Source organism: Oricola cellulosilytica (genome assembly GCF_019966575.1).
Classification (GTDB): Bacteria; Pseudomonadota; Alphaproteobacteria; order Rhizobiales; family Rhizobiaceae; genus Oricola; species Oricola cellulosilytica.
Genome location: NZ_JAINFK010000005.1, coordinates 287094 through 308199, shown reverse-complemented (window position 1 = coordinate 308199; position 21106 = coordinate 287094). Strand labels below are relative to the sequence as shown.

The window sequence follows — 21106 nt, the reverse complement described above, 5'->3', positions numbered from 1 at the left end:
GGGACACCGCATGCGAATACTGATCACCAATGATGACGGCATTCACGCGGAAGGACTTGCGGTACTGGAGCGCATCGCGGCCACGCTTTCGGACGATGTCTGGGTGGTTGCCCCGGAGACCGACCAGAGCGGACTGGCGCATTCGCTGACGATCAACGACCCGCTGCGCCTGCGCAAGATATCCGAGAAGCGTTTCGCGCTGCGCGGCACTCCCACCGACTGCGTCATCATGGCCGTGACGCACGTAATGGGGGACAAGCCGGACCTGGTGCTTTCCGGCGTCAACTCCGGTGCCAATATCGCCGATGATGTCACCTATTCGGGTACGGTGGCCGGAGCGATGGAGGGCACGCTGCTCGGCATCCGCTCGATTGCCGTTTCACAGGCCTACAGCTTCCAGGACCAGCGTCGGCTCATTCCATGGGAAGTGGCGGAAACCCACGCGCCGGATCTGTTGAAGCGCCTGCTGGGCATCGAGCTCGAGCCGGGTACGTTCCTGAATGTCAATTTTCCGAACTGCCCAATCGACGATGTGGCGGGGACTGTGGTCACCCATCAGGGCAAGCTGTTGCATGGCCTCTCGGTGGAGGAGCGTGCGGACGGGCGCGGATTTCCTTATTTCTGGATACGCTTCGGGCGTTCCCCGGTCGAGGCACCTGATACAAGCGATATCGCTGCTCTGCGACGGAATATGATTTCCGTAACTCCGCTGAAACTGGATCTTACCGCGCATGAGGCGGTATCGCGATTAAGGGAGGCGCTTGCGTGAGTGAACGAGCCGCGTCCGGACCGAAAGTGGTGTCGGACGCCGACCGGGAAGGGTTTGCCGCGTTCCTCCTGCGGATGCGCACGGCAGGCATCGACAACAAGTCCTTGATGAGTTCGATCGAAGCCATTCCGCGGCGTCAGTTCGTCGAACCGCAGTTTCATCATGTAGCGATGGGTTCACGCACGATCCCTATTGGCTGTGGCGAGACGCTCGAGGGACTGGATCTGCAGGCGCGCATTCTTCACGAACTGGATCTGGATGCAGGTCAGCGCGTGCTCGAGATCGGCACGGGAACGGGGTTCACGGCCTGCGTTCTCTCCAAACTCGTGAAGCGGGTTTATACCGTCGAGCGGTTCAAGACCCTCCACGGCGAGGCGATGCATCGGATGCGTCATCTGGGAATCGGCAATATCGTTTCCGAGCATTGCGATGGAGCCGCCGGAAGCAGCGAAGGACCGTTCGATCGAATCGTGTGTTGGGCCGCATTCGAGACCGTGCCGCGCGCCTTCGTCGAGCAACTGGTGTCCGGAGGGAGGATGGTCTGCCCGCTTGGGCCAGCCGACCAGCCCCAGAACCTCGTCCGCATGACGAAAGTCGGCAGCCGCTTCGAGCGCGAGGATATCGGAGCAGTGCGCTTTCAGCCGATCGAGCACGGACTGCCGGCCTTTCTTTGAATCCGGCCCTGGACTCACTCATCATAACAATCGCTTAACTGCCCGGTAACATTAACGCGCTTTAATCAACTCATGATCCGGAACGGATGTGAGTGGCGTGATGCGTAGAAATTTCACCAAATCCAAACTGATGCAGATCCTGAAAACAGCGACGGTTCTTTCGGTCGGCGGTATCTCTGCGGGTTGCAGTTCCGACGTGATCCGGTTTTCGGATGGTTTTTACACGGGGGCCGTTCCGAAGCGCGCCGTCGTTGCCGCGAGTGCGGCAACTGAAAACTACGGCACGCCGAACTACCAGCCGGGTTTGGATCAATCGATTACGGGAAGTATAGCTCCCGTGCAAAGGGCCGCTCTACCCCGTCCGGACGGTGCGGCAGTAGCGGCACCGCAACCGGCCGCGCCCCTGACCGCCGCGCAGGGCGCCATGCCCGCGCCTCGAGCTCCGACCGGCGCTACTGTCGCTTCTACCGGAAACGCCTCGCCGCGCGGGTCGGTTTCGGCCCGGCAGCAGACCTCAGCTCCTTCTACGGGAACCGGTGGGTGGTCGTCCGCAAACGCCACGCAGGTCACGTTGCGCCAGGGCGAAACGATCTATTCCCTTTCCAAGCGTTACGGCGTTCCGTCGAAGGCAATAATGGACGCGAACGGCATTGCCGATGCCCGATCCGTTTCTGCAGGCCAGGCTGTGCTCATCCCGACATTTGCGCGTGCGGGTGGCGACGCCAAGCCGAGCGCTCCGCGGGTTGCGGAAGAGAATACACAGGTAGCTTCTCTCGGCTCCATCCCGGCAAGGCCCTCGGCAGCAGCGGCGCCCGAGCGGGCGCGGGTTTCAGCCGATGGCGGACGGTACACGGTTGTCGGCGGCGATACCCTCTCGGCCATTTCGCGGCGGACAGGCGCCAGCGTGGCTGCAATCAAGCGCGTCAACGGACTTTCCTCGGATACCGTGCGTATCGGCCAGAGCCTGACAATCCCGGGGCTGTCCGATAGCGGAGCGATGAATGTTGCTGCCGCCAAGAACCTCGATCCGATCGTCACGAGCAAATCCGCGGCGGCTCAATCGGAAACAAAGCAGGTTGCCGCTTACACTCCGCCGACCTCCGCAAAGACGAGTGATGGAGGCGGCTCGATAGAAAAGATTGAAACGCAGGAGACTGCGAGGGCCCCGGACGCGACGGGCGTGAAAACGATGCGCTGGCCGGTGCAGGGTCGCATTGTTAGCGCTTTTGGCTCAAACGAGGGCGGCAAGCCAAACGACGGGATCGATATTTCCGTTCCGACGGGAACGGCGGTAAAGGCTGCCGAGAACGGTGTCGTGATTTATTCCGGCGACGGCCTGAAGGAATTGGGAAAGACGGTTCTTGTGCGCCATAGCGACGGATATGTGACGGTTTACGGTCATGTGTCGGAACTCGCCGTAAAACGCGGAGACACAGTGCGCCGGGGGCAGCAGATTGCATCGTCGGGCATGTCGGGTTCGGCCAAGAAGCCGCAGCTTCATTTTGAGGTGCGCAAAAATTCCGCCCCCGTTAATCCAGTCAAGTATCTGCAATAAACAGTGACTCTTGCAGCTCGGCGGTGACCCCTCAAGCGCTTAGCGGTGTGGTTATAACTATCCTTGCAGCGGCTGGCCGAGACGGCCGGCTAGATCATTGATGTACTGCCATGCCACGCGGCCGGAGCGGCTCCCGCGTGTCGTCGCCCATTCCAGGCAGTCTTGCGCGAGTTCGTCGGCACCGATTTCAAGGCCGTAGTAAGCGACGTATCCACGCACCATGTCGAGATATTCCTCCTGGCTGCATTTGTGGAATCCGAGCCAAAGCCCGAAACGATCAGACAATGACACCTTTTCCTCGACCGCCTCAGATGGGTTGATGGCCGTCGAGCGCTCGTTTTCAATCATGTCACGTGGCAGCAGGTGCCGGCGGTTCGAAGTGGCATAGAAGATAACGTTTTCCGGCCTGCCTTCGACGCCTCCGTCGAGCGCCGCCTTGAGGGATTTGTAGGACGTGTCGTCGTGGTCGAACGAGAGATCGTCGCAAAATACGATAAAGCGAAATTCGGACGCTCGGAGAGCATGCATCAGTTGGGGGAGGGCGTGGATATCTTCCCGGTGAATTTCTATAAGTTTCAATGAGTTACTTGTAGTTTTTGAGATTTCGGCATGGACCGCCTTCACCAGTGACGATTTTCCCATGCCGCGTGCGCCCCAGAGAAGAACGTTGTTGGCGGGAAGGGCGTCGGCGAAGCGCTGCGTATTCTTCAGAAGGATATCGCGAACCTGATCCACGCCCTTGATCAGGCCGATGTCTACCCGGTTCACCTCCCGCACTGGCTGGGCAAAGCCAGCCTCCGCGTTCCAGACGAAGCACTCGGCCGCCGAGAGGTCGGATTCCGGTCGCGTTGCAGGCCCGAGTCGACCGAGAGTGTCGATCAGCAGGTCCAGTTTGGCATTGAGTATTTCGAGTGGGTCTGGCATGGCTGGCTGTTCGTCGGGCGCGCGTGCGGCGTGCCCCGGAGACGGGCTCCGCTTTTGGTTGCAATGGCCCTTCTGCTGACTATATTCGCGGCAAATTTTCAAGGCGTGCGTATGCACGCATTCACGGAGTTTTTCATGTTCGTAACCCCCGCTTATGCGCAGGCCGCCGGTGGTTCGGCCGGCGGTGCCGACATCATCATGAGCATTTTGCCGTTTCTGCTGATTTTCGTGATCATGTATTTCCTCATTATCCGGCCTCAGCGCACGCAGATGAAAAAGCGCGATCAAATGCTCAAGGCGATCCGCCGGAACGACACGGTCGTTACCGGCGGCGGCATTCTCGGCAAGGTGACCAAAGTCATCGACGATCATGAGCTGGAGGTGGAGATCGCCCAGAACACGAAGATCCGTGTGATGCGGGCGATGGTCGCCGAAGTCCGGGTCAAGGGCGAGCCGGTGGCAGCCAACGACGCAGGCAAGAAATAACGCACCAGGGAGCCGCTGCTCGCGATTTTCTGCCAGCGGCGTGAGCCCGCGCCGTATGTAAGCCGTGATTTCCGCTGATAAGCGGTGTCGTCGTATCAGCTGACGAAACCAGGAACGATATGCTTTATTTTTCTCCGTGGAAGACCGTTTTGATCTGGCTTGCGGTGCTGGCAGGCATCCTGTTCGCGCTGCCGAACCTGTTTTCGAATACGGCCCTCCAGTCGTTCCCTTCATTTCTGCCGCAGAGCAAGCTGGCGCTTGGCCTCGACTTGCAGGGCGGCGTTCATCTCCAGCTGAAGCTGGATCGGAAGGAACTCGTCGAGGCTCGACTGGAGTCGGTGCGCGACGAAGTGCGGCGCCTGCTGAGGGCGGAAGGCATCGGCTACACCGGCCTTAGCGGTCGCGGCCAAAACGTCACGGTTCGGATTCGCGATACCGGCGATGTCGCGCAGGCCCGAGAAATTCTAGATCCGTTGACGGAGCCGGTTGCCGCCGGCCTTCTGGGTGGCGGTATCGTGCGGGAAATTGTCATTACCGAGCCGGAGCCGAGCCTTTTCCATGTGGAAATCACGGATGACGGGCTGGATTATCGCATGGCGCAGGCGGTCGCGCAGACCGTCGAGGTGATCCGCGGGCGCGTCGATGAACTCGGAACGACCGAACCAGTCATCCAGCGGCAGGGCACGGACCGTGTCCTGGTTCAGGTTCCCGGCCTTGACGATCCTGAGCGGTTGAAGGAGCTGATTGGCACGACGGCGCGGCTGACCTTCCAGATGGTAGACGTCTCGACGCCGGTGGAGGATGCACTCAATGGGCGTCCTCCAGCAGGAACTGAAGTGATGTTCTCCACGGACGACCCGCCGGTGCCGTATCTTCTCGAAACACGCGAGATCGTGACTGGCGAAAATCTCGAAGATGCGCAAGCGGCGTTCGACCAGCGCACCAACGAGCCGATCGTCAGCTTCCGTTTCGACGGGACCGGTGCGCAACGTTTTGGCCGGGCGACGCAGGAAAATGTCGGTCGTCCCTTCGCCATCGTGCTGGACAATCAGGTGATTTCGGCGCCGGTGATCCGCGAGCCAATCCTGGGCGGTTCCGGGCAGATCAGCGGGAACTTCACCGTCGAGGGCGCCAACGACCTCGCGATCCTCTTGCGCGCAGGTGCATTGCCGCTCACTCCGACCTTCGTCGAGGAACGCACCGTCGGGCCGAGCCTTGGCGCGGATTCGATCGCCGCGGGCGAAATTGCCGGCATCATCGGTTCGATCCTCGTCGTCGCGTTCATGTTCCTCGCTTACGGCTTTCTCGGGTTCATCGCCAATATCGCCCTGATCGTGAACGTCATTCTTGTTATCGCAGTTCTTTCCGGACTGGGCGCCACGCTCACATTGCCCGGCATTGCCGGTATCGTGCTCACAGTGGGCATGGCGGTCGATTCAAATGTGCTTATCTTTGAGCGAATACGCGAGGAAAGGGCAGGTGGGCGCTCGGTCATTCAGGCCATCGACACCGGATTCCAGCGCGCGCTGACGACGATCATCGACGCAAACGTGACGACACTGATCGCGGCCGTCATCCTGTTCTACCTGGGTTCCGGCCCGATCCGCGGCTTCGCCGTCACGTTGGCCATCGGTATCGTCACCACGGTTTTCACCGCATTCGTGTTGACCCGCTGGATGATCGCGTTCTGGGTACGCCGCCAGAAGCCGAAAGAACTGCCGAAAGCTCCAATAACGCTGGTGCCGAGCGGGACGGCTATACGCTTCATGTGGCTGCGCAGGATGACGTTCACCGCGTCGGCGCTCGTAGTACTTGTTTCGATGGCTCTGTTCGCGACCGTCAACATGAACCTCGGCATCGATTTCAAGGGCGGGTCACTCATCGAGGTACAATCCAAAGAGGCCGTCGCCGACACGGGCGACATCCGTTCGCGGCTGTCCAGCCTAAATCTCGGCGACGTTCAGGTGCAAGGCTTCGGCTCGGACCGCGATGTTCTGATCCGCGTGGAATCGCAGGGCGCTGGCGAGAACGCCGAACAGACCGTAATCACCAAGGTGCGCGGCGAGCTGGAGAGCGACTACGAATTCAGGCGGGTCGAAGTCGTCGGACCGACGGTGTCCGGTGAACTTGCTCAGGCGGGCACGATAGCGGTTCTGGCAGCTCTGCTCGCCATCCTTGTTTACATCTGGCTGCGGTTCGAATGGCAGTTTGCAATCGGCGCGATCGTCGCAACGACGCACGATGTGCTGTTGACGATCGGAATGTTCGTGGTCACGGGGCTCGAGTTCAATCTCTCCAGTATCGCGGCCATTCTGACCATCGTCGGCTATTCACTGAACGATACGGTGGTCGTATACGACCGGGTGCGTGAAAATCTCCGGCGTTACAAGAAGATGGCTCTGCCGGATCTGCTCGACCTATCGATGAACCAGACCTTGCCGCGCACCATCCTGACCTCTCTGACCACGCTCCTGGCGTTGCTGGCGTTGTTCTTCTTTGGAGGCGAAGTGCTCCGGTCGTTCGTGGCGGCCATGATCTTCGGTGTCGTCGTTGGGACCTACTCGTCCGTGTTTATCGCCGCGCCGTTGCTCATCCTGTTCAAGCTCCGGCCCGGCGCCCTTGACCGGGACGACAGCGAAAAGGCGGCGACCGCGCGCACCCAGGCCGTCGATCTGGACGCCGGCTAGGCGCGTCGGTTGGCGAAGGGCATCGAAATTCGCGAGGCGCATTTCCCCGGCCGTGCGCCGATCGATGCGTATGGTTCGGGCGGTTTTCGATTTGCGGAGATGTCACATCGCGGCTCGATCCTTTGCCTTCCGTCCGGCGTCCACGGCTGGGATGTGACGGATGCTGCGGACATCACCGCCACGAGCCTGCAATCCGTGTTCGATCAGTCTTCGCAGATCGAAGTTCTTCTGGTTGGAACCGGGCATGACTTGCGCCGACTTGATCCGGCCCTGCAGGCGCGGTTGCGCGAGAGCGGGATCATGGCGGAGCCGATGAGCACGGGCTCTGCCGTGCGCACCTACAATGTCCTGCTTGCGGAGGACCGGGCGGTTGCTGCGGCGCTGATCGCTGTGGACGCGGCCTGAACGGCTTCAGCTTGTCAGATATGCCGGATAACTTCGAATATTGCATGGGTCTGCTCCGCGAGGGTGACCGGGAGCGCTATCTGACGGTGCTCTATTCACCGGAATCCAGACGGCCGGGGCTGGCGGCGCTCTTTGCCTTCAATCTCGAGACGAGCCGCATCAGGGAGATCGTGTCTGAACCGATGCCGGGCGAGATCCGGCTTCAATGGTGGCGCGACGCGATTTCCGGCGACCGAGCGGCCGAAGCGATGCAGCATCCGGTGGGAGCGGCCCTGCAGCGGGCGATTACGCGCTACAGGCTGCCGCAAAGCGCGCTGGCGAACCTTCTCGAGGCGCGCATTTTCGATCTCTACAATGATCCGATGCCCGACCAGACGAGCCTTGAAGGGTATCTGGGAGAAACGGTGTCGGTGCTGTTTCAACTCTCGGCGCAGATCCTGATGGACGGCGGCGACCCGGGCTCTTCCGATGCCGCCGGCCATGCTGGTGTCACTTTCGGGCTGACCGGCATTCTTCGCCGTACGGTGTTTCACCGCCGTTACCAGCAAGTGTTCGTGCCCGAGGAGTTTCTGGCTGCTGCGGGAACCGATAAGGAAACCTGGTTGAAGGGCGAGGACGCCGAGGCGGCCGGACGTGTTGTCGCCATGATGACGGCGCTTGCCCGTGACCATTTGACCAGGGCCGAGATGGCGCTCGCGAAGCTCGACCCGCTCGTTAAGCCAGCCTTCCTTCCGCTCGCGATCGTCAAGCCGACATTGGCCAGGATCGAAAGGAGGCCGGGTAGGGTCTCCGCCGGAACGGCGGGGCTCTCCCCATTGACGGCACAGTGGCGGATATTGCGCCGCGCCATCGGGCCGTAGATCTCAACAAATTACTTTGACGTCAACGTCAAAAACGCTAGGATTTGTTCGGGAATGGGAGCGTCTGGAGGATCGCGTGAGCCTGCCGGTACTTGTTGCAGTGGTCGCTATCGGCATAGCTGTTATCGTTCTTTCGGTACATTTGAGCGGCGGCAGTGCTGCGGTGAAGTTTGCTACCGCCGCGGAAGCGATCTCCCGGTTCAAGATCGATTTTCCCGAAGCGGTGGTTCATGAGGGCCACGTTTCAAGCGATGGGCGAGACGTGGTTCTCGAACTTGCCGACGGTCACATCGGGCTCGTGCATGTGTTGGGGAGCAAACAACTGACCCGGCTGGTTACCTGCGGAGAGATGGTGGCCACGGCCGATGGGCGCATCGTCGAACTCATGACCCGCGACTTTACATTGCCGCGCGTGCGGCTGGCATTCGAAGATGCGAGGACGGCCGGGACCGTGGCAGGTCTTTTCGCTGATGCGCAAGAGAAGGCAGCCTGATGAACCTAAGCGAGCTTATCCCGGACTATCCCGACGTGACACAGATCGCGATCCCGTTCTTCATCATCGCGATCCTTGCCGAGCTTCTCTACCTCAAGCTGTCGCGTGCAGAGAAGAAGGCGGGTTTCGAGACCCGCGATACGCTGACTTCGTTATTGATGGGAACCGGAAACGTGGTTTCCGGCCTGTTGGTCGGTTTCGTCGCCTTTGCGGTCCTGATGTGGGCGTGGCAGTACCGCATCTACGATTTCGGCTTTTCCTGGTGGGCGGTGCTGCTTTGTTTCCTGCTCGATGATTTACGCTATTATTGGTATCATCGCATTGCGCATCGCTCGCGGTGGGTGTGGGCAGAGCATGTCAATCATCACACCTCCCAACATTACAATCTTTCAACGGCATTGCGGCAAAGCTGGACCGGCACGTTCACCGGAATGTTCATCTTGCGTGTTCCGTTGGTCCTGATCGGCTTTCATCCGGTTTTGATCGCCTTTGTCGGAGGACTGAATCTTGTCTACCAATTCTGGATCCATACCGAGGCGATCGGCAAAATGTGGAAGCCGATCGAGCTGATCTTCAACACGCCGTCCCATCATCGCGTCCACCACGCAACCAATCCGCGTTATCTCGATGCGAATTACGCAGGCACGCTCATCATCTGGGACCGGATGTTCGGCTCTTTCGTGGAGGAACTCCAGGAAGACGTCCCGCGCTACGGGATCGTTCGGAATATTGGCACCTTCAATCCGGTGAAGGTGGCGTTCCACGAATGGGTCGCCATGTTCAAAGACGCGTTCTCGTCCGGCCTGACGTTGCGCCAGCGGCTCGGCTATCTGTTCATGCCACCCGGTTGGAGCCATGACGGCAGCCGCAAGGGCTCCGAGGCATTGAAGGCGGATTACGTCCGTTTGCATCCGGATGAAGCCGGGAAGCCCGGGCTCCCCCGCAGCGGCAGACCGACGGTGGCGAACCCTGCGCTTGCGCCTGGCGAGTGAGGCGGACGCCGGTATTGCCGCCTTTAGAAGAGTGTGTTGAGCACGAGAAACGTTGCCGCTGAAAGAAGCGCAGCTGCTGGCACCGTAATGACCCACGCCGCTACGATGGTCGTGAAATGCGCCCGCCGGACGAGAACGCGGCGGCGAGATTCTTCCGGCGCCATGCCATTGCGACGTGGTTGCTCGCCGGCCTCGGCTTGGTTGTTTTCCTTTCGGCCACGCTCATATTTCCGAGCCAGGTATTCGCGCCGGTGGCTGGAGCGCGACGTGAACCACTCGCGGAAAAAGCCAACGCCGAACACAGCCCCAACGGCAATATGGGTCGAGGAAACCGGCAGCCCCAGCCATGACGCGATAATGACGGTGATGGCCGCGGAAAGCGCGACGCAATAAGCCCGCATGGGATTGAGCCGGGTAATCTGTTCTCCGACCATCCGGATAAGGCGTGGCCCAAATAGAACAAGCCCGATCGATATTCCGGCCGCGCCGATCAGCATTACCCAAAACGGAATCGAGACTTTGGCGAGAACCTCGCCTGCCTCGGCTGTGTGGACGATCGCAGCGAGTGGACCGACGGCGTTCGCGACGTCATTTGCCCCGTGCGCGAAGGAAAGGAGTGCTGCCGAGCAAATCAGCGGAATATGGAAGAGTGTTCGCAAGGACTGATTGCGGTTTTCCATACCCTCGGATTGCCGGAAGATGAGCGGTTTCGTACCGAAATATGTGGCCAATCCCGCGACTGCCCCGATTGCAAGGATCTGCCATCCGCTCAGGGATACGACTTTTTTCAGTCCCTTCATCGCCAGATAGCCGGCGAACGCTGCGGCCATGATCGCCAGGAGTACGGGGACCCAGCGCCTGGCAGCGGCAATCTTGTCGTCCCGATAGATGATCATGACCTTGATGAACGCGAGGAACATCGCGCCGATGACACCGCCCAGCACGGGCGAGATCACCCAACTCGCTGCGATGGTTCCCATCATCGGCCAGTTAACGGCGCCGAAACCCGCCGCGGCAATACCGGCGCCCATCACGCCTCCGACGACGGAGTGCGTGGTGGAAACCGGCGCGCCTATGATCGTCGCAAGATTTACCCAGAGCGCTGAGGCGATAAGCGCGGACATCATTGCCCAGATGAAGGTGTCAGGGCTCGCAACGCTCGCAGGATCGATTATTCCCTTGGAAATGGTTCCGACCACATCGCCGCCTGCAATGAGCGCACCGGCGCTCTCGAATACGGCAGCGATCAACAACGCTCCCACCATCGTCAAGGCGCGCGAGCCAACAGCGGGTCCGACATTGTTCGCAACATCGTTCGCGCCGATGTTGAGCGCCATATAGCCGCCAAGGACGGCTGCGATTACGATGAAAAGGCCACTTTGCCCCGCGCCGATGTAGAGAGCGGCGAAAATGGCGGCAGCGGCGAGAAACAGAAGCGCGAGGCCGGGGCCAGCGAAGCCGCGCGAAACAAAGCCGGCGGCTTCCTCGATGCGAACGATCTTGTCGAGGTCCTTGTCGAGAGTTGGCTTCTTGGCCGTGTCGGTAGAGATTTTCATGAAAGGTTCCCTGCGATTGCGCCGTCTCTAGCAATGGCTCGTGCCAAGGAACAGACGCAAAATCCGAATCAGCGCCGAAAACGCGGGATATCTAGAAAAGATTGGCTCCGCTGGTCAGCCGAGGGGAGAGGGCGGCGCGAATCTCAAAATGATTTCGCTCAACTCCGGCTCGTCGACGCGCTGGGCGGCGTCATTGCGGGGAAACCAGATCGTGTTGCGTTCGGCGCTCTCGGGCCAATCATCGCGTTGTTCGGTAACCTGCAAGGCGTGAACATGGACCACGCACTCCACGGACGCGCCTTCCTCGCGGGTTTTCATGTAGCGATATGATCCGATCGGTTGATCGCTTGTCTCGCCGACCAAACCGGCTTCCTCGTACGCTTCCTGCGCGGCGGTCCGGGCCGAAGAATAGCCTTCGATCGGCCAGCCCTTGGGAATTATCCAGCGACCGGTTCCTCGGCTGGTAACCAGCATGACATCCATTGTGCCGTTCGTCATGCGCCAGGGTAGGGCGCCATACTGGACTCGCGGAGGCATGGTCAGTATCGCCGGCATCTTGAAAGCATGAGATGCCCGCCTGAGGAGAGATACTTTGTTCTTTCGTCGGCCCATTCCCAATATATGGGACGATTCGCGAAAAAAGGCGAAGCGTTAAGAGGAGGGGATATTGCCGAACGTTCCCGGTACGGAGCTTATTCAGCGGCCATTACTGCACCGCCAGACATCCATTCTTGGAGATCGCGTTTTGCCCGGTCCGTGATGGCCTTTTTCTTGGCGACCGCCTTTTCCTTTCCGCGCCAGCGGCCCACATGGCCCTCAGGTTTCTTCAGCGCGCCCGGCTCCAGCGGCGGAAAAAGTCCGAAATTGACGTTCATTGGCTGGAATGAACGCTTCTTTTCGTCGTCGCTAACGATGTGTCCGCCGGTAATGTGGTTCAGGAGCGCGCCGAATGCGGTGGTCGTTGGCGGCAAAGCCTTGTGTTTCCCGAGGCGGTCTGAAGCGGCGAAGCGGCCCGCCAGAAGACCGATCGCGGCGGATTCCACGTAGCCTTCGCAGCCAGTGATCTGACCCGCGAACCGGAGCCCCGGGCGACCCTTAAGCTGCAAATCCGGTGTAAGCAGAACTGGCGAGTTGAGATAGGTGTTGCGGTGCAGGCCGCCCAGACGTGCGAATTCCGCTTTGGCAAGACCCGGAATCATGCGGAAGATTTCCGCTTGCGCGCCGTAGCGGAGCTTCGTTTGGAACCCGACCATGTTGTATAGCGTGCCGAGAGCGTTGTCCTGACGCAATTGCACAACTGCGTAGGGCTTTTCGTGCGGATTGTGACGATTGGTGAGGCCCATTGGCTTCATCGGGCCATGGCGAAGGGTCTCACGGCCACGTTCGGCCATCACCTCGATCGGCAGACACCCGTCGAAATAGGGCGTGCCTTCCCACTCCTTGAACTCGGTCGTATCGCCGGCGATAAGGGCGTCGACAAACGCGTTGTATTGCGACTCGTTCAACGGGCAGTTGATGTAATCCTTGCCCGTTCCTCCCGGTCCTGGCTTGTCGTAACGCGACTGAAACCATGCGGTCTGCATGTCGATGCTCTCGAAATGGACGATCGGCGCTATGGCGTCGAAGAAGGCGAGCGCATCACTGCCGGTAGCCTTGGCGATCGCGTCCGCAAGGCTGGGAGCCGTCAGAGGGCCCGTCGCGATGATCGCCTGATCCCATTCGGCGGGCGGGAGTCCGGTGACTTCCTCGCGAACGATGTCGATCAGGTCATGCGACGCGATGGCCTGCGTCACCGCATCGGAAAATCCATCCCGATCAACGGCAAGCGCCCCACCAGCGGGCACCTGGTTGGCATCCGCGCAGCGCATGATGAGCGAGTTGGAGGCGCGCATTTCGGCATGAATCAGCCCGACCGCGTTGTGCTCGGAGTCATCCGAGCGGAACGAGTTGGAACAAACAAGCTCCGCCAGCCCATCGGTCTTGTGAGCGTCGGTGCCGCGAACGCCACGCATTTCGTGGAGGATGACCGGAACGCCCGTGGCGGCGATCTGCCACGCGGCTTCCGATCCGGCGAGCCCGCCGCCAATGATATGAACCGGGGAATGAGACATGGGACCGGAAATACCGCTTTCGGCAGCCTGCTTCAAGAAACGAAAACACCCGCTGCGGGAGGAGCAGCGGGTGTCTGTTACGGATGGCGCGGGCCTTGGGAGGGAGGTCGGGCTGCGCCCCGTCAGCCAGATGAACCGGGGAGGAGGAACGGTTCACCCGGAATTCAGTGCTCTCAGATGCGAGCCGCCTTGCGGGCAACTTCCGTGATATCGCCGCGGTTCATGCCGATATCTTCAAGTTCACGGCTGCTGAGGCGGTTGAGCTGCGCGCGCGTCGCGTTGTAGCGGCGCCATTCGTTGAAGGAGCGTGCGAGGTTCATAGTCAGATCCTTTCTCGGTTGGGCTGCTTCGGTGGTCTTTTCGTTTTCGTTATGCTTGCAAGATAAGGGTTTCAAACGATTTGATAAGGCCCGTTTCAGCAAAGCTGCCATGCATACGATGCAGTGCGCCATACGTTTCATGTTGGCCGCGATATTCGAGGTACCCCCTGCGGGGCATACGAAAACACCCGCTGCGGGAGGAGCAGCGGGTGTCTCATTTCGGTGACGCGAACCCCGGGAGGAGGATAGGGCCGCGTCCCTTAAATCCGCGCGGACCGGGGAGGAGGATCGGTCCGGACGGAATTTCGTCGGTGCTTCAGACGCGCGATGCCTTGCGTGCGATGAACGGGATGTCGCCGCGGTTGATGCCGAGGTCGTTCAGTTCACGGCTGGAAAGGCGTGTCAGTTCGTTATACGTCGCGCGGTAACGGCGCCATTCGTTGAAAGAGCGTGCGATATTCATCTTCTTAGTCTCGTTCTTGGTTGGTCATTTTTTTGTTTTGTTGTGACCGGAAGATAGTCGCCCTGTCGAATATGATAAGACGTGAAAACGCATAGCACCCATGCAATTGTGCATCGCACAATGCCGGGCGTAACTGCGGACCTCAAAATGCTTCGGCCATGTGCTAAGCAGTTGAAATGAGAGAGCTTCCGTTTGGCAACGTTGATCGAGCGTCAAGTCGATGATTGGCAAAAACGCGGCGTTATCGATGCCGCCAACGGCAGATAACTTGCGCCGTGACGCAGGGGCAGGTGGCGGCGCTTCGAATGGTGCGAAGGCGGCCCGGACTACCGGCCAACTCCGATGCGGTCTGGATAGGATGCGCGAAGGCGCTATCACGGAAGTCGTCGTTGCGTTCGGCGGGAACGGCCGGGCGCAGCAAGGGGCTTCGCCAGGAGGGCGAAACGCTTTATACTGAACGCCTGTTTTGATCGAGACAGCCCTGTTTCGCCGCGAATGCGCGGATTTTTTCATTGATCGGTGCGCGAGCGGTGATATAGACGCCCGATCAAGCGGCATGCCCTGTCATGTCCACGAACACTGCGGATATGGCGGAACTGGTAGACGCACTGGATTTAGGTTCCAGCGCCGCAAGGCGTGGGGGTTCGACTCCCTCTATCCGCACCACCACACCGCCGGCAAGGCAAACGGCGCGATTTGCTTGACGGCATGTCGCCAAACGGGCGGTAGAGAAACGAAGGTTGAACAATGCAGGTTAGCGAGACCCTCAATGAAGGGCTGAAACGGGAAATCAAGATCGTCGTTCCCAAGGCGGATCTCCAGTCCAGGCTCGGCGAACGCCTCGAGGATGCCAAGGGCAAGGTCCGTCTCAACGGATTCCGGCCCGGAAAGGTCCCTGTCGCGCATCTGCGCAAGATGTACGGCCGGTCGTTCATGGCCGAGATCGTCAACGAAATCCTGAACGAGACGCCGCGCTCGGTTCTTTCGGACCGCGGCGAGAAATCCGCGACGCAGCCCGAAGTCGACATGACCGAGGACGAGAAGGAAGCCGAGAAGGTTCTTACCGGTGACGCCGATTTCGAATTCTCGCTGAAATACGAGGTCATCCCGCCGATCGAGATCAAGGATTTCTCTTCGATCAAGGTGACGCGGGAAGTCGTCGAGATCCTGGATGAGGAAGTCGAGGAGCAGGTCAAGCGGATCGCCCAGTCGGCCGTCGAATACGAGCCCAAGAAGGGCAAGGCGGAAAATGGCGACCAGGTCACCATGGACTACGCCGGCAAGGTCGACGGCGAAGCATTCGAAGGCGGGACCGACACGGACGCCAAGCTGGTGCTCGGCTCGAACCAGTTCATTCCCGGCTTCGAGGATCAGCTCGTCGGGACAAAGGCCGGCGACGAAAAGCAGGTCAAGGTGACCTTCCCGGACGATTACGGTGCCGCGCACCTCGCCGGCAAGGACGCCGTTTTCGACGTCAAGGTGAAGCAGGTCGCAAGCGCCGGCGAGATCGTCATCGACGACGAACTTGCCAAGAAGCTCGGTCTGGAAAGCGCGGAACGCCTTCGCGAGGTCGTTCGCGAGCAGATTGAAAGCCAGTACGGGAATGTCACCCGCCAGAAGGTGAAGCGCCAGCTTCTCGACGCTCTGGACGAGCAGTACAAGATCGACTCACCGTCGAAACTGGTCGATGCGGAGTTCAACAATATCTGGGCCCAGATCACCAACGATCTGGAGCAGGCCAAGAAATCCTTCGAAGACGAGGACACCACCGAAGAGGAAGCGCGCGAGGAATATATGCGTCTGGCCGAGCGCCGGGTGCGCCTCGGGCTGGTTCTCTCCGAGATCGGCGAGAAGGCGGGCATCGAGGTCAGCGAGCAGGAACTGCAGCAGGCCGTGATGAACCAGGTGCGTCAGTACCCGGGTCAGGAGAAGGAAGTCTTCGAATTCTTCAAGGGCAACCCGGATGCCGTCGCGAACCTGCGCGCGCCGATTTTCGAAGAGAAGACCGTCGATCACCTGCTCGAGCAGGTTTCGGTTACCGACAAGACCGTCAGCAAGGAAGAGCTGATGGCCGATGACGAGGAGGCGACCGAAACCAAGAAAGCTGCGCCGGCGAAGAAGAAGCCCGCTGCCAAGAAGAAAGCCGCGCCGAAGAAAAAAAAGGCCGACGCAGAGAGCTAAGCCCAAACTGCATGTGCTCGGTTCAAACCGCCCGACAGCAGAAGCTGCGGCCGGTTTTTGCGTTTCAGGGTTGAAGCCACATATCGGGGCCTAGTTACTCGTTCAGACGATCCGCGGACATTGGGGGGCCGGAGGCGGATGGGTTCGATAGAGGCGGTAATGGGCAAGTATCTGATCTATGGCGCAAATGGCGGGATCGGGAGTGCGATCGCGCGCCGGTTGGCATCCGCGGGCGCCGCACTGCATCTGACGGGCCGCAATGGGGACGCCTTGGACATTCTGGCTTCCGAGCTTGGTGCGACGTACAGCATTGGTAATGTCCTGAACGCCGACGACATCTCACGCATCGCGGATGAGGCGGGAGCGGACCTCGCGGGACTGGTCTATGCGCCCGGCACGATCAACCTTAAGCCCCTCAAGCGCCTGAGCGATGACGACTTCCTGAACGATTTCCGCATCAATGCCCTCGGTGCCGTAAATGCGATTCAGGCGTCACTCGACGCGCTCAAGGCCGGGGAGGGCGGCTCGGTGCTGCTCTTTTCGACGATTGCCGTTTCCCAGGGGTTTGCCGCGCACGCATCCGTTTCAATGGCGAAGGGTGCCGTGGAGGGCCTCGTACGGGCGCTTGGGACGGAATTGGCGCCGCATGTCCGCGTGAATGCGATTGCCCCGAGCCTTGTTGACACGGGCTTGTCCAAAGCGGTGACGTCGTCGGAGCAGATGGCAAAGGCGATCGCCGGCATGCACGCGATCCCGCGCGTTGGGCGGCCGGAGGATCTGGCGGCGCTCGCAGAGGTGTTGCTGACCCCCGCCGGAGGCTGGATCACAGGTCAGGTGATCGGTGTCGATGGCGGGCGCTCCACGCTCCGTCCAAAGGGGTAAGCCAGGCCTATGGGCAAAACCCTGCGGTTTGTGCTGGGCGACCAGCTTTCACGCGATTTGCCGAGCCTCCGCGATCTCTGCGAAAGCGATGTCATCGTGATGTGCGAGGTGGCCGAGGAGGCGACCTATGTGCGTCATCACAAGAAGAAGATCGCATTTCTGTTCTCGGCCATGCGGCATTTCGCGGCCGAACTCGAAGAGGACGGGCAAACAGTCGACTATCTCAGGTTCGAGGACGCCGACGGAACCGCGATCTCCTTCACGCAGGCTTTGAAGCGGGCGGTGAAGCGTCACGGCGCCGAGCGAGTCGTCACAACCGAAGCGTCGGAATACCGGGTCCTGAAGATGCAGCAGGGCTGGGCGCACGAGACCGGCGTCGACGTAGAGATATTGCCCGACGACCGTTTCATGGCCACGAGGGAAGAGTTTGCCGAGTGGGCGAAGGACCGCAAGGAACTCCGCATGGAGCTCTTTTACCGCGAGATGCGCAGGAAGACCGGCTACCTCATGGACGCCGCCGGTGAACCGGAGGGAGGGCGGTGGAACTACGACAAGGAGAATCGTGAACCGCTGCCGGAGAACGCGACTTTCCCGGACAGGCCGGACTTTTCGCTCGATGACGTCACCGAGGACGTGCTGACCTTGGTCGGCGCCCGCTTCGGCGATCATTTCGGGGACCTCGAACCATTCAATTATCCCGTCACGCGCCGCCAGGCGCTTTACTACCTCAACTGGTTCGTCGATGAGGCGCTCCCCGGTTTCGGCACCTGGCAGGACGCGATGAAACAGGGGGAGGCGCTGATGTTCCATTCGCATCTGTCCGCGCTGATCAATTGCGGATTGCTCGATCCGCGGGAGTGTTGCGAGAAGGCCGAGAAGGCGTTTCGCGACGGCCGTGCGCCGCTCAATGCTGTTGAGGGGTTCGTCCGCCAGATCATTGGCTGGCGCGAATATATGAGGGGTATCTACTGGCTCAAGATGCCGGGCTATGGCGACGAGAATGCACTGAATGCCCGGCGCGATCTGGCAGATTTCTTCTGGACGGGAGAAACGGACATGAACTGTCTGCGTCAGTCCATCACCGAGACGAGGGAAAACGCCTACGCGCACCACATCCAGCGATTGATGGTGATCGGCAATTTCGCACTTCTTGCCGGGCTCGACCCGAAGCAGGTGCAAGAGTGGTATCTTCTTGTCTATCAGGACGCCTATGAGTGGGTGGAGATGCCCAACGTGGTGGGCATGATCCTCTACGCCGACGGAGGGGTGGTCGCGTCGAAGCCATACGCCGCGTCGGGGGCCTATATCGACCGGATGTCGGACTACTGTGGCAACTGCCGCTACAATGTGAAGAAAAAGAACGGCGAGAAGGCGTGCCCGTTCAATTATCTTTACTGGAACTTCTTGATCGAGAACCGGGAGAGCCTGGAAGACAATCATCGCATGGGCATGGTCTATGGGACGCTTGGCAAGATGACTGGAGAGAAGATCGACGCGGTGAAGCACGACAGCGAGCGGTTTTTTCGCGCGCTCAGGCGGAACGAGGTGTGAGCCGATTTTCCGGAGCAAACGCGTCGGGCAAAAAGTCTGGCTCCCGATCGTCCGCAAGAGCGACGGCAGCTTTCGCCATCAAATGGGCGATCGCAAAGCTGATCTTGAACCCGCCCGTCGCCACAAGAAGGTTTTTCGCACTGGGAACGAGGCCCACAAGCGGGTCGCGTCCGGTAGCGCGGGGGCGCAAGCCGGCCCACCGCTCGGTGACCTCTGCCCCTTCGAGGGCTGGGCAGAGCGTCCGTGCCTTCGTGATAACCTCATCGAGCTTGGCGTCCGTCATTCCGGCGCTCTCGAAATCGTTCTCCGATGTCGAACCGACCGCCACGAGACCGCTGTCATGGGCCACCACATAGGTGCCGTTGTCGTAGAGGATCGGCAAGGCGGGGTCGACCGGACGGGCGGGTTTCAGCAACGCGGCCTGGCCTTTGACGCCGCGCCCGGCAACCGCTGTAGAGAACGGCATGAGGAGATCGAAGCTCGACGCACCCGCTGTGAGGATTGCGTGGCCCGCGTCCATGGCCGTTCCGTCACTGAGCGAGACGGTTCCGTCCGCGCCGATGGCGGCAACCTCGCGACCGATTTCCAGTTCGGCGCTCGGCATGTTGGCCACTGCCGCTGCAAGCGCCGACACCAACGCCCGCGGGTCGACCCGCGCCGAAAGCGTGTCGCTGTTTGCACCATGCGGCATCTCGGTTTCGGGTAGCCAATCCTTTGATGAATAGTCATCGATAACGGACCATCGATACGGCTGGGGCCAGACGGTCCCGGCGGAATCAGCCCATTGTACGCTTTGCCTGCGTTTTTCCGCATTGCGGATAGGCATCAGGCGCCCGCATCGCCGGTATCCGGCCCCCAGCCCCGTGCGATTCTCAATATCGGCGATTTCACTTTCCAGCGAGAGCAGTCCGTCGAGCTGGAATTGCTTCTTGTCGCTCCAATTGATCGGCTGGTGCGGCATCAGCGCACCAAGCAGCCCTCCGCTCGCGCCGCCTCCGATCGCTGTTTTATCGAGAAGCTTGACGGACGCGCCTTGCCGGGCGGCGTAATATGCAGTCCATAGGCCGACGATCCCGCTACCGATCACAAGGATGTCGGGTGAATTCGACGGGTTGACTGCGGACGGCATGTGCTTTGGCTGAACTGAAAAGAGACAGGCTTTCGTGGCTCGACGGCGATATGCCGTTTTCGGAGACCTTTGGCGACCATTTTTATTCTCGAAGGGATGGTCGCGCCGAATGCCGTCATGTCTTCATGGCAGGCAATGGCCTTCCGGAGCGTTGGTCCGGTTCGGCCGTTTTCGTGATTGGAGAACTCGGCTTCGGCACCGGTTTGAATTTCCTCGAAACCTGGCGCGCGTGGTGGCAGAGCCGGAAGCCCGGTCAGAGGCTCCATTTCGTTTCCTTTGAAGCCTATCCGCTGGAAGAAGCCGCGATTCGGCGCGCGCTTTCGTCTTGGTCTGACCTCGCGCCGCTGGCCGAGAGGCTTCTGGAGCGCTGGTCGTCCCTGTCCGATGCGCCGCAAGAGTGGGACTTGGACGACCACACGCGGCTCACCGTTGTCGTCGGTGATGCTCTCGAGAGCGTGATGAAATGGAACGGTAAGGCGAACGCCTGGTATCTCGACGGCTTTGCTCCTTCAAGGAACCCCGGCATGTGGTCGGCGGAATTGATGAGAGCGGTCGCGCACAAGACGGCGGCAGGTGGCACCTTCGCCAGTTATACCGCAGCCGGATGGGTGCGCCGAAATCTGGGAGCGGCCGGCTTCGCGGTTGAAAAGCAGCCCGGCCATGGCGGGAAGCGGGAGATGATCCGCGGCCGGCTGCCCGCTTGAATTGCGTCTGTTCACGAGGGGAAAGCAGGGAGGACGATCATTCCATTCTCCCAGCGTGAGGGATTCCGGGACGTTGATAAGTTTTTTGCCCGGTTTTCTCTAACTCGTTGTCCCGTCTCGATATTTTATTTTTTCCGCCCGATTTCCATCAACACCTCCGAAACCTCCCGCATACTTGTGGCACGTTCCTCCACGGGAAGCCGGGTTCATGGACCGGATGGCCAGGCGGAGGGATGCGGTGCCGGCTGGGGCGTGCGGTTCACGCCTGGCAAGAGCTTACGGCCGGGCCCTAGCCTTCAGCTTTTCGGCCGGTCCTACGGGACCGCGAGCCGTGGCCGGGAGGCGGGTGAGCAGCCGGCGGGCG

20 protein-coding genes and 1 tRNA gene are annotated in these 21106 nt (G+C 60.4%); 14 read left to right on the top strand and 7 right to left on the bottom strand.

Annotation, left to right across the window (positions count from 1 at the left end; all coding sequences use genetic code 11):
- Window positions 1-10 precede the first annotated feature (10 nt).
- From surE to LC298_RS13890, 3 genes are all read left to right on the top strand, one after another.
- Window positions 11-769, top strand: a complete 759-nt coding sequence (gene surE, locus LC298_RS13900; protein WP_131570473.1) for a 5'/3'-nucleotidase SurE — start codon at window positions 11-13, stop codon at window positions 767-769.
- On the top strand, window positions 766-1443 hold the full coding sequence (locus LC298_RS13895; protein ID WP_223385672.1) for a protein-L-isoaspartate(D-aspartate) O-methyltransferase: 678 nt from the start codon (window positions 766-768) through the stop codon (window positions 1441-1443). The genes surE and LC298_RS13895 overlap by 4 nt, the downstream gene beginning before the upstream one ends.
- Window positions 1444-1543: 100 nt before the next feature.
- Window positions 1544-2998 (top strand): peptidoglycan DD-metalloendopeptidase family protein, encoded by a 1455-nt coding sequence (locus tag LC298_RS13890; RefSeq protein WP_131570475.1) that lies wholly within the window; start codon window positions 1544-1546, stop codon window positions 2996-2998.
- A gap of 57 nt (window positions 2999-3055) precedes the next feature.
- Here LC298_RS13890 and LC298_RS13885 read toward each other — a convergent pair whose 3' ends face one another.
- Complete coding sequence (locus LC298_RS13885) at window positions 3056-3922, bottom strand: ATP-binding protein (RefSeq protein ID WP_131570477.1); 867 nt, start codon at window positions 3920-3922, stop codon at window positions 3056-3058.
- 135 nt (window positions 3923-4057) lie between these two features.
- On the opposite strand from LC298_RS13885, the gene yajC reads away from it, so the two are divergent.
- From yajC to LC298_RS13855, 6 genes are all read left to right on the top strand, one after another.
- A complete protein-coding gene (gene yajC / locus LC298_RS13880) occupies window positions 4058-4408 on the top strand; it encodes a preprotein translocase subunit YajC (RefSeq protein WP_131570479.1) in 351 nt (116 codons plus the stop codon).
- A gap of 119 nt (window positions 4409-4527) precedes the next feature.
- Complete coding sequence (secDF, locus tag LC298_RS13875; RefSeq protein WP_131570481.1) at window positions 4528-7095, top strand: protein translocase subunit SecDF; 2568 nt, start codon at window positions 4528-4530, stop codon at window positions 7093-7095.
- Between the two features lie 9 nt (window positions 7096-7104).
- Entirely contained in the window at window positions 7105-7500 is a 396-nt protein-coding gene (locus LC298_RS13870) for an Mth938-like domain-containing protein (RefSeq protein ID WP_131570483.1), read from the top strand.
- Between the two features lie 44 nt (window positions 7501-7544).
- On the top strand, window positions 7545-8360 hold the full coding sequence (locus tag LC298_RS13865) for a phytoene/squalene synthase family protein (RefSeq protein WP_158284796.1): 816 nt from the start codon (window positions 7545-7547) through the stop codon (window positions 8358-8360).
- A 76-nt stretch (window positions 8361-8436) separates the two neighbouring features.
- Window positions 8437-8853, top strand: a complete 417-nt coding sequence (locus LC298_RS13860) for a hypothetical protein (protein WP_131570487.1) — start codon at window positions 8437-8439, stop codon at window positions 8851-8853.
- On the top strand, window positions 8853-9845 hold the full coding sequence (locus LC298_RS13855; RefSeq protein WP_131570489.1) for a sterol desaturase family protein: 993 nt from the start codon (window positions 8853-8855) through the stop codon (window positions 9843-9845). The genes LC298_RS13860 and LC298_RS13855 overlap by 1 nt, the downstream gene beginning before the upstream one ends.
- 23 nt (window positions 9846-9868) lie before the next feature.
- Here the strand turns inward: LC298_RS13855 and LC298_RS13850 are convergent, their stop codons facing one another.
- The 5 genes from LC298_RS13850 to LC298_RS13830 form a co-directional block, all read right to left on the bottom strand.
- Window positions 9869-11401, bottom strand: a complete 1533-nt coding sequence (locus tag LC298_RS13850) for an inorganic phosphate transporter (RefSeq protein ID WP_131570491.1) — start codon at window positions 11399-11401, stop codon at window positions 9869-9871.
- 114 nt (window positions 11402-11515) lie between these two features.
- Window positions 11516-11938 (bottom strand): NUDIX hydrolase, encoded by a 423-nt coding sequence (locus LC298_RS13845; RefSeq protein ID WP_223385671.1) that lies wholly within the window; start codon window positions 11936-11938, stop codon window positions 11516-11518.
- Window positions 11939-12093: 155 nt separating this feature from the next.
- Window positions 12094-13512: a methylenetetrahydrofolate--tRNA-(uracil(54)-C(5))-methyltransferase (FADH(2)-oxidizing) TrmFO gene (gene trmFO, locus LC298_RS13840; RefSeq protein WP_131570495.1), complete on the bottom strand. Its 1419-nt coding sequence runs from the start codon at window positions 13510-13512 to the stop codon at window positions 12094-12096.
- Window positions 13513-13685: 173 nt separating this feature from the next.
- The gene (locus LC298_RS18205) at window positions 13686-13973 is read right to left on the bottom strand and encodes a DUF1127 domain-containing protein (protein WP_428977565.1); all 288 of its coding nucleotides are present in this window, start codon (window positions 13971-13973) and stop codon (window positions 13686-13688) included.
- A 175-nt stretch (window positions 13974-14148) separates the two neighbouring features.
- A complete protein-coding gene (locus LC298_RS13830; protein ID WP_131570497.1) occupies window positions 14149-14295 on the bottom strand; it encodes a DUF1127 domain-containing protein in 147 nt (48 codons plus the stop codon).
- 581 nt (window positions 14296-14876) lie between these two features.
- Here LC298_RS13830 and LC298_RS13825 point away from each other — a divergent pair.
- The 4 genes from LC298_RS13825 to LC298_RS13810 all read left to right on the top strand — a co-directional run bounded on the left by LC298_RS13825 (window position 14877) and on the right by LC298_RS13810 (window position 18909).
- Window positions 14877-14961, top strand: a tRNA-Leu gene (locus LC298_RS13825).
- Window positions 14962-15042: 81 nt separating this feature from the next.
- Window positions 15043-16476 carry a trigger factor gene (gene tig / locus LC298_RS13820; protein WP_131570499.1) on the top strand — a complete coding sequence of 478 codons (1434 nt, stop codon included), beginning with the start codon at window positions 15043-15045 and terminating at the stop codon, window positions 16474-16476.
- A 159-nt stretch (window positions 16477-16635) separates the two neighbouring features.
- On the top strand, window positions 16636-17358 hold the full coding sequence (locus LC298_RS13815; RefSeq protein ID WP_131570668.1) for an SDR family NAD(P)-dependent oxidoreductase: 723 nt from the start codon (window positions 16636-16638) through the stop codon (window positions 17356-17358).
- 9 nt (window positions 17359-17367) lie between these two features.
- Window positions 17368-18909, top strand: a complete 1542-nt coding sequence (locus LC298_RS13810; RefSeq protein ID WP_131570501.1) for a cryptochrome/photolyase family protein — start codon at window positions 17368-17370, stop codon at window positions 18907-18909.
- Here the strand turns inward: LC298_RS13810 and LC298_RS13805 are convergent.
- On the bottom strand, window positions 18890-20038 hold the full coding sequence (locus tag LC298_RS13805; protein ID WP_131570503.1) for an NAD(P)/FAD-dependent oxidoreductase: 1149 nt from the start codon (window positions 20036-20038) through the stop codon (window positions 18890-18892). The genes LC298_RS13810 and LC298_RS13805 overlap by 20 nt on opposite strands.
- A 50-nt stretch (window positions 20039-20088) precedes the next feature.
- Between LC298_RS13805 and mnmC2 the strand changes: the two genes are divergently transcribed.
- Window positions 20089-20742 (top strand): tRNA (5-methylaminomethyl-2-thiouridine)(34)-methyltransferase MnmC2, encoded by a 654-nt coding sequence (gene mnmC2, locus LC298_RS13800; protein WP_131570670.1) that lies wholly within the window; start codon window positions 20089-20091, stop codon window positions 20740-20742.
- The last annotated feature ends 364 nt before the right edge of the window (window positions 20743-21106 follow it).

Bases quoted from the DNA above. Each gene is read 5' to 3' on its own strand.
- surE (WP_131570473.1), top strand. From the start codon at position 11: ATGCGAATACTGATCACCAATGATGACGGCATTCACGCGGAAGGACTT.
- LC298_RS13890 (WP_131570475.1), top strand. From the start codon at position 1,544: ATGCGTAGAAATTTCACCAAATCCAAACTGATGCAGATCCTGAAAACA.
- LC298_RS13885 (WP_131570477.1), bottom strand. From the start codon at position 3,922: ATGCCAGACCCACTCGAAATACTCAATGCCAAACTGGACCTGCTGATC.
- yajC (WP_131570479.1), top strand. From the start codon at position 4,058: ATGTTCGTAACCCCCGCTTATGCGCAGGCCGCCGGTGGTTCGGCCGGC.
- secDF (WP_131570481.1), top strand. From the start codon at position 4,528: ATGCTTTATTTTTCTCCGTGGAAGACCGTTTTGATCTGGCTTGCGGTG.
- LC298_RS13865 (WP_158284796.1), top strand. From the start codon at position 7,545: ATGGGTCTGCTCCGCGAGGGTGACCGGGAGCGCTATCTGACGGTGCTC.
- LC298_RS13855 (WP_131570489.1), top strand. From the start codon at position 8,853: ATGAACCTAAGCGAGCTTATCCCGGACTATCCCGACGTGACACAGATC.
- LC298_RS13850 (WP_131570491.1), bottom strand. From the start codon at position 11,401: ATGAAAATCTCTACCGACACGGCCAAGAAGCCAACTCTCGACAAGGAC.
- LC298_RS13845 (WP_223385671.1), bottom strand. From the start codon at position 11,938: ATGCCTCCGCGAGTCCAGTATGGCGCCCTACCCTGGCGCATGACGAAC.
- trmFO (WP_131570495.1), bottom strand. From the start codon at position 13,512: ATGTCTCATTCCCCGGTTCATATCATTGGCGGCGGGCTCGCCGGATCG.
- LC298_RS18205 (WP_428977565.1), bottom strand. From the start codon at position 13,973: ATGAAACGTATGGCGCACTGCATCGTATGCATGGCAGCTTTGCTGAAA.
- LC298_RS13830 (WP_131570497.1), bottom strand. From the start codon at position 14,295: ATGAATATCGCACGCTCTTTCAACGAATGGCGCCGTTACCGCGCGACG.
- tig (WP_131570499.1), top strand. From the start codon at position 15,043: ATGCAGGTTAGCGAGACCCTCAATGAAGGGCTGAAACGGGAAATCAAG.
- LC298_RS13815 (WP_131570668.1), top strand. From the start codon at position 16,636: ATGGGCAAGTATCTGATCTATGGCGCAAATGGCGGGATCGGGAGTGCG.
- LC298_RS13810 (WP_131570501.1), top strand. From the start codon at position 17,368: ATGGGCAAAACCCTGCGGTTTGTGCTGGGCGACCAGCTTTCACGCGAT.
- LC298_RS13805 (WP_131570503.1), bottom strand. From the start codon at position 20,038: ATGCCGTCCGCAGTCAACCCGTCGAATTCACCCGACATCCTTGTGATC.
- mnmC2 (WP_131570670.1), top strand. From the start codon at position 20,089: ATGCCGTTTTCGGAGACCTTTGGCGACCATTTTTATTCTCGAAGGGAT.